A 4362-nucleotide genomic window follows, 5' to 3' on the forward strand; every position below is an offset into this window, starting at 1 on the left:
CCTTTGGATTGCTCGCGATTCCTTGGATCTTCTTGGCGCAGGATGCCACTATGGATATTCGTCCGCTTATGGTAATTGCCATTTTCCTCGTTATGGTTGCAACTATTCGCCCAATGAGTACTCGCCCGCTCGAGATTGAGCAAGTTATGGGAATTCCTTCGTCGGGCTTCTCGTTTGCGGCGGAGGGTGTCTTACATCGAAATGAGGTTTCCGATACCTCGTCGCCGAATCCACTGCTTGATCAGCAGGGTGAGTCTCTCGAGCGTCCTTGGCTCTATGCTATGCGGTAATAGCAAAATCGCACAGTCTATCTGCGCGAGAAACGGACGTCTTTATGCTCCTAGCGCAGGGCCGTAGTCGGCCGTATATCTGTGAAGCGCTGTATTTGTCCGATGGTACGGTAAAAACTCATATCTCGCATATCTATCGCAAATTCGACGTGCATGGGCGCCAAGAGTTGCTTGATGCTGTGCAAAATGAGCTCGCTCGCGATGAGAAGGCTGAATTTACCGATATCAAGAACTAAGCGAGTTCGAGGGCAATGGCTGTGCTGCCGCAGGGCGCTTCGCGTATGAGCAATATTCCATGTGGTGCTTTACGCCGTAAAACACCCATTTCGCTTTCTGCGTTATCTTCTTTACAACGTAAAACAAACTCCTGAGCTGGCAAGAATCGCCGCAGCATAAAATGCGCCCAAGGCGATGTTCAGGCTGCAAATCTGAGCCATGGCGCCAATGCGCGAGTGTGAATTGAGTGGGTTGGCGAACAGCGCTTTCAGCAGCGGAATGGCGGCGAGCAGCATGAACGGCACCACGATAAGGCCGCCCGTGAAAAACGCGCCTACGAGCACCATGATCGCCGCAAGCCACGCGACTACGAGCGCGTGGTAGGCATTGCGAGCCTTCTCGCGGCCGAGTTTCGCGGGTAGCGTTTGGCGGCCAACGGGAATGTCTTTCTCAATGTCGCACGTGTTGTTCGTCATCATGATCAGGCCCACGCCAATAATCTCGGGCACCGCCCACAGCAGCATGAGCCAATTCAAATCGCCTGTGAGCGCCTGGTAGCATGCGAGCGGAATAAGGCCGCCCATAACGCCGCCGCTCACGGCTTCGCCAATAGGCAGGTAGGAAACGGGCGTTTTGCCCGCGGAATACACCACTACGAACACGGCGCCCACAACGCCAATCGCCAAGGGAATCCAACCGGCCTGCCAAATAACGTATGCCCCCAGCAGGAATGCCGCCACTAAAAACCCAATGCCCAGCCGCAGTGCGCACGCGGGGTTCACGTTGTTGTACACGAGCGTGGCGTCGCTTACCTCAACGTCGTCGTCGGCCGAGTCGGTGCCCTTCACGAAGTCGTAGTAGTCGTTGAACGTGTTCACCGAGGCCTGCATAAGAATGCAAATCGCGAGCAGCACGCACGCCATGATCGGCGAAATCGCGTGTCCCGTGGCCGCCGCCGCGCTCGTCGCTACGAGCGCGGGCAGGATCGCTGCCGGCCAGGTGTGCGGAGCGGCCAATTGCACGGCCATTTTCACGGTGAATTTCTTATATTCGGGTTTGGTAGTGCTTTCCACGGTCTCTTCTTTCGAGGTCTCGTTAGTTCTTCCTGCGCGCGTTTTGCGCTTCGTCGCGTTCGGTGTCGATGAACGGTACAGCTTCTTTCATGCGTTCAATCGTTGCGCCCAGGCGTTCGCGCATCGTGTGGCCAGCCACGTCGCCCAGGTTCTTAATGGCATGCGCCATGACTTCCTTCGTTTGGTCGTCGAGGTTTCGGCCGTCGCGCATGAATGTTGCCATATTGGACATGAAGCTGCTCTGGAAATCGGCCCAGCTTTTCGCGTCGCTCGAGGTAATGAGGTCATACATCGTGTCGATGAACACTTCGCGCTCGTGCTGCGAGCAGCTGCGCAGCCAGCGATCAAGCGTGATGTCGAACATTTTCGCGCTGTTGTTCAGCGTGCGCTGCGTGCTGAAGTCATACCCGTCAACAATCCAGGTGAACGGTACGTGCTGGAAGAAGCCCATCGCGTTCGACTGCACAATGCGGAAGTCGTCGCGGCTTTCCAGAATCATGCCGAATACGGAAGACTCGGGCACGGTTTTGTCGAGCTTCGCCTGGAATTCGGGCTCGTCGATGCGCGGCGAGGGCGCTTCCAGAAAGCTCGGGCCATCGTGGTTGAACACGCGCTTGATGCGCGTGTAGCCGCCCTCATCGATAGTGAGCGCGGCGAATTCGGCGAGGTTGCCGCCCTTTGAGTGGCCGCCCACATATATAGGCATGTCGCTCGGCAGCGCGGAAAGCACACCCGACACGTATGCCGTCGCGGTTTTCTGCGAGGGAATCACGGGCATATAGCTCAGGTTGAAGTCTTCCTTCCAGCCCGCGATGGTGCCGTCGGTTCCGCGGAACGCCAAGTATGCCAAAGGGGAGCCGTCCTTCGCGCCCACGGTGAACGTGCACGCGCAGAACTGCTTTTCGATAATTTCGGCGGTCTCGTTCGCGAACAGGCACACGCTTAAATCGGCATAGCGGCGGCTGCATGCGAGCGCGCGCAAGAACTCGGGCAACTCTTCGGCATCTTCGAGCCAGCCGCTCGAGAGCATGCTTTGCAGCGGCGTGAAGCGAAGAATGTCGATTACGGGTACGCTTTCTGCGCCATGCACGTTTCCGTAACGGTATTCGTCGAGGTTCAAATACACGAGCGACGAAAGCACGAGGCTGTCGACGGGGCAGAACGGCACTTCGATGAAGCTTTCCTGCGTCTCGCGCAAGAAATCGGCCATGAACTTCTGCGTTTTTTGCTTAGGCGCCATCGAATGCATCGCGCGGGCGTTTTCGCTCATCTTTTCAGGTGTTCCCATGAGCTGTTCCTATTCGCGGGTTCGCAGGTTGGCAGCGGTTTTTTCGGCCAAGTCGAGCAGTTCCTGGCGGCTGTGCACGCCGCACTTCGAATAGATGCGGCGAAGGTGCGTATCGGCGGTGCTTTTCGCGATGAACAGCTCCTGCGCGATGCGCTCGTTGGTGCGGCCGCGCAGCGCGAGTGAGAGCACCTCGGTTTCGCGCGCTGAAAGCGCCGCCGCCTGGGCGATGGCCTTTTTCACGTCTTCGGTGTTGTCGACGGCGACGGTGTCGACCGCGCGGGAGAGCGCGCTGAAATCGCGCTCGGTGAACAGGAACACGTAGGCGCACACCATGGCGAGGCCTGCGGTGGCCATGGCGGCATAAGGTGTGGAGTTCAGCGAATTGGCGGCGTCGAGGCCGTTCGCGAGGAAGATGCCGAGCGCCTCGCCGCCATAGAGCACCGCAAACCCTTGTGCGAAGGCGAGCGCGCAGCTTGCGCCTTCGAGCTGGGCGCTCGCGCAGAACAGCGATGCGAAGGCCGCGCACAGGCCCAGGTAGCCCGCGAGCACAATGGCGTCGCCCGTGATATCGACGTTCGCGAGCACGGGCGCGAACAAAAAGCCCGCGAGCATGAGCGTGAACGCAATGCGGTAGCTCGCCGAGAACGTGTCGCGTTCGCCTGCCGCGCGCAGCGTTTCCAAAACGCCGCCGCAGAACAGCGCCACGATGAACATGGCATAGGGGAGCGTGGGCGTGGAAAGCGAGCCGGGGTCGCTTCGGTAGGCCTCAACGAAGCCCGCGGCCAAGCCGAAGATGAGGGCGCCTGTGAGCATGCGCGCGGAAAGCGCGCGAGCGCGCGCTGGTTTAATGATGGGAGGCTGTGCCGTTTCCGGCGTGTCGCCGCTTTGCTCGTGTCGGGCGATTTCCATGAACGCCACGCCAGCGAATGGCAGCACGCATCGAAGCGCCAAGCCGATTTCTTCTGGCGCAAACCACAGCGCGAAGCAGCATGCGGCGGCAATGCCCGTGGCGGCGAAAATCTCGGTTGCGGCGAGGCGCGGCGGGTTGGCGCCGAGCGTTTTGCCCCAGGCCATGAGCGTGAGCGCCATAGGCGCGCCAATGAGCAGGCCTTCTGCGGCAACCTCGGCCGCGGTGGTGCCGGGCGCGGCCGAAATGGCGGCTCCGGCGCTCATGAACGCCGCGAACGCGGCGAGCGTGCCGCTGCGCGACAGGGCGCGTTCGGCGACATCGGGCGCGAGGCGCTCGCCAATGAAAGCGGCAACCATGAATGCGAGCGTGAGCAGCAATTCCGCACGCTCCACCGAAAAGGGGCCGAGCTGCATTTGGTGGTTCGTGCCCAAATAGAAAGCGGCGTATACAAAGCCCTGGTAGCATGCGAAGCCGGCGATGCGCGCCCATGACGGCTTCGGGGTATCTTCTTGGGTTTTGTTCACGCGCGCGCCTTCCTGAATATGCTTATTGGGAGCTTTCATAATAGCGCGACCGCTCGCCAGA

The 4362-nt window shown here is 59.7% G+C and carries 4 protein-coding genes and 1 pseudogene; 2 read left to right on the forward strand and 3 right to left on the reverse strand.

Annotated features, from left to right (window positions below):
* A pseudogene (locus ACWI8T_RS08495) lies at window positions 1-290 on the forward strand (hypothetical protein); the annotation flags it as partial.
* Window positions 269-526 carry a response regulator transcription factor gene (locus ACWI8T_RS08500; RefSeq protein ID WP_449138629.1) on the forward strand — a complete coding sequence of 86 codons (258 nt, stop codon included), beginning with the start codon at window positions 269-271 and terminating at the stop codon, window positions 524-526. The pseudogene ACWI8T_RS08495 and the gene ACWI8T_RS08500, both read left to right, overlap by 22 nt.
* Before the next feature lie 111 nt (window positions 527-637).
* Here ACWI8T_RS08500 and ACWI8T_RS08505 read toward each other — a convergent pair whose 3' ends face one another.
* From ACWI8T_RS08505 to ACWI8T_RS08515, 3 genes are all read right to left on the reverse strand, one after another.
* Window positions 638-1534, reverse strand: a complete 897-nt coding sequence (locus ACWI8T_RS08505; protein WP_449138632.1) for a UbiA family prenyltransferase — start codon at window positions 1532-1534, stop codon at window positions 638-640.
* 67 nt (window positions 1535-1601) lie between these two features.
* Window positions 1602-2867, reverse strand: coding sequence for an Mbeg1-like protein (locus tag ACWI8T_RS08510; RefSeq protein WP_449138630.1), 1266 nt, complete (start codon window positions 2865-2867; stop codon window positions 1602-1604).
* Between the two features lie 9 nt (window positions 2868-2876).
* Window positions 2877-4362 (reverse strand): response regulator transcription factor (locus ACWI8T_RS08515; protein ID WP_449138631.1); only part of this gene is annotated, 1486 nt, incomplete at its 5' end.

Source organism: Slackia sp. (assembly GCF_977041755.1).